The organism is Kitasatospora sp. MY 5-36 (assembly GCF_001182915.1).
Classification (GTDB): domain Bacteria; phylum Actinomycetota; class Actinomycetes; order Streptomycetales; family Streptomycetaceae; genus Kitasatospora.
In genome coordinates, this window is sequence record NZ_LFVW01000996.1 from 1 (window position 1) to 2,574 (window position 2,574).

Sequence of the window (2,574 nt, forward strand, 5' to 3'; positions counted from 1 at the left end):
CGCTGCGCGCCCACGGCGTCGCGGCCTGCCCGCAGGACGGGCTGACCCTGGCGACCGGCGGCGCCGACCTCCCGGAGGTGGCCGCCGCGCTGGGCGAGGCGTACCGGACGGCGGGCGGCGGGGCCGTCGAGCGGCCGGGCACACCGCGGCTGGAACAGCTCACCGTCCGGCTGGCGCTGGGCGGGCGGTCGCACTCGGTGGAACTGCGCAAGGAACCGCTGGGACACCGGCCGGTCCGGTTCGACCTCGGTGCGCCCGGACCGGACGAGCCCCCGGCGGTGCTGCCGGTCGTCGCCCTGGAGGACGCGGCCGCGCTGACCACCGCGCTGCTCGTGGACCGGGGCATGCCCCGCGACCTGATCGACGTGCACGCCCTCACCCGCTGCTACCGGGAGGGCGAACTGCTCGCGCTGGCAGCCGAGTTGGACCCGGACTTCCAGCCCGCGGCGCTGGCCGAACGGCTGGAGGCGCTCGCCGAGGCGGCGGACGGGCGGTTCCGCGCCCGGGGCGTGCCGGCCGGGGAGGTGGCCGAGCTGAAGCGGTGGGCGCTGGCCTGGGCGCAGGACCTGCGGCTGGACCTGCTGGAGACCCGGGAGGCGGCGGACGGGCTGCACGACCCGTACCTGGAGGAGCCGGAGGACGGGGAGTCCTAACCCCTCGGTCCCGCGGGTGCCCGCGGTGTTTGGGTGCCCGTGCCGTTGGGGGCATTCGTGGTGGGTTCACACGTTCGGGCGAGTGACCGGACGACCTGTAAGGCTGAATCCACGATCCCCGTCAGCCTGTTCGTTGAGCTGCGCCGGAGCGGCCACCAGACTGGGAGACGAGCGCGGTAGCCCCGTGATTCCCGTCGCCCGGCCCACGTGCGGGCGGCGCCAGACCGGACCGGTGGCAGGACGCCGCCCGGGACTTCGGAGGCAGACGGACCTTGAGCAAGCACATCATTCACTGGATCGGCGGCAAGCCCGTCGCCACCGCCGGTGCGGCCCCCCGTCGCGGCGAGGTCTTCGACCCGGCCACCGGCCAGGTCGCCGGCCAGGTCGACTTCGCCGAGATCGCCGAGGTCGACCAGGCCGTGGCCGCCGCCGCCTCGGCCTTCACCGAGTGGCGCACCGCCTCGATCGCGAAGCGGACGACGGTGCTCTTCGCCTTCCGCGAGCTGCTGAACGCCCGCCGCGACGAGCTGGCCTCGATCATCGTGGCCGAGCACGGCAAGGTGCACTCCGACGCGCTCGGCGAGATCGCCCGCGGCCTGGAGGTCGTGGAGTACGCCTGCGGCATCCCGCAGCTGGTCAAGGGCGGCTTCACCGAGCAGGCCTCGACCGGCGTCGACGTCTACTCGATCCGCCAGCCGCTCGGCCCGGTCGCGATCATCTCGCCGTTCAACTTCCCGGCCATGGTGCCGATGTGGTTCTTCCCGATCGCCATCGCGGCCGGCAACACCGTCGTGGTGAAGCCCTCGGAGAAGGACCCGTCCGCCGCCAACTTCCTCGCCGAGCTGTGGAAGGAGGCCGGCCTGCCGGACGGCGTCTTCAACGTCGTGCACGGCGACAAGGTGGCCGTCGACCGCCTGCTGGAGCACCCGGACGTCAAGTCCGTCAGCTTCGTCGGCTCCACCCCGATCGCCCGCTACGTCTACGAGACCGGCACCCGCTACGGCAAGCGCGTGCAGGCCCTGGGCGGCGCCAAGAACCACATGCTGGTCCTGCCGGACGCCGACCTCGACCTCGCCGCCGACGCCGCCGTCAACGCGGGCTTCGGCGCGGCCGGCGAGCGCTGCATGGCGGTGTCCGTGCTGGTCGCGGTCGACCCGATCGGCGACGAGCTGGTCGAGAAGATCAAGCAGCGGATCGCCACCCTGAAGGTCGGCCCCGGCTGCAACGGCGAGTCCGAGATGGGTCCGCTGGTCACCGGCCAGCACCGGGACAAGGTCACCTCCTACGTGGAGTCCGGGGTCGCCGACGGCGCCGAGCTCGCGGTGGACGGCCGCAAGCACCCGGTCACCGCCGAGGACCGGAACGGCTCCCCGACGGCCGACGGCTTCTGGCTCGGCCCCACGCTGTTCGACCACGTCAAGCCCGGCATGTCCGTCTACAACGACGAGATCTTCGGCCCGGTCCTCTCGGTGGTGCGCGTCGACTCGTACGAGGAGGGCCTGGCGCTGATCAACGCCAACCCGTACGGCAACGGCACCGCCCTCTTCACCAACGACGGCGGCGCGGCCCGGCGCTTCCAGTTCGAGGTGGAGGTCGGCATGGTCGGCATCAACGTGCCGATCCCGGTCCCGGTCGCCTACTACTCCTTCGGCGGCTGGAAGGCCTCGCTGTTCGGCGACGCCCACGCGTACGGCCCGGACGGCGTGCAGTTCTTCACCCGGGGCAAGGCCGTGACCCAGCGCTGGCTGGACCCGTCGCACGGCGGCATCAACCTGGGCTTCCCCACCAACAGCTGATCCGCACGGCACCACCGGCCGGACCCCTCTCCCCGGGGTCCGGCCGGCCGTCTTTGCACGACGTTTGCATCGGTGCGTGGAAGCGCGTACAGTTCTTCGAGCTGCCTGGCAGGGAGCACCGGACA

General features: G+C 72.6%; 2 protein-coding genes. Both read left to right on the forward strand.

What is annotated here, in order from left to right; genetic code table 11:
• On the forward strand, positions 1 to 653 hold a 653-nt coding region (locus tag AE652_RS44555; protein WP_049660357.1), incomplete at its 5' end, for a nucleotidyl transferase AbiEii/AbiGii toxin family protein.
• A gap of 272 nt (positions 654 to 925) precedes the next feature.
• On the forward strand, positions 926 to 2,449 hold the full coding sequence (locus AE652_RS39330; protein WP_049660358.1) for a CoA-acylating methylmalonate-semialdehyde dehydrogenase: 1,524 nt from the start codon (positions 926 to 928) through the stop codon (positions 2,447 to 2,449).
• The last annotated feature ends 125 nt before the right edge of the window (positions 2,450 to 2,574 follow it).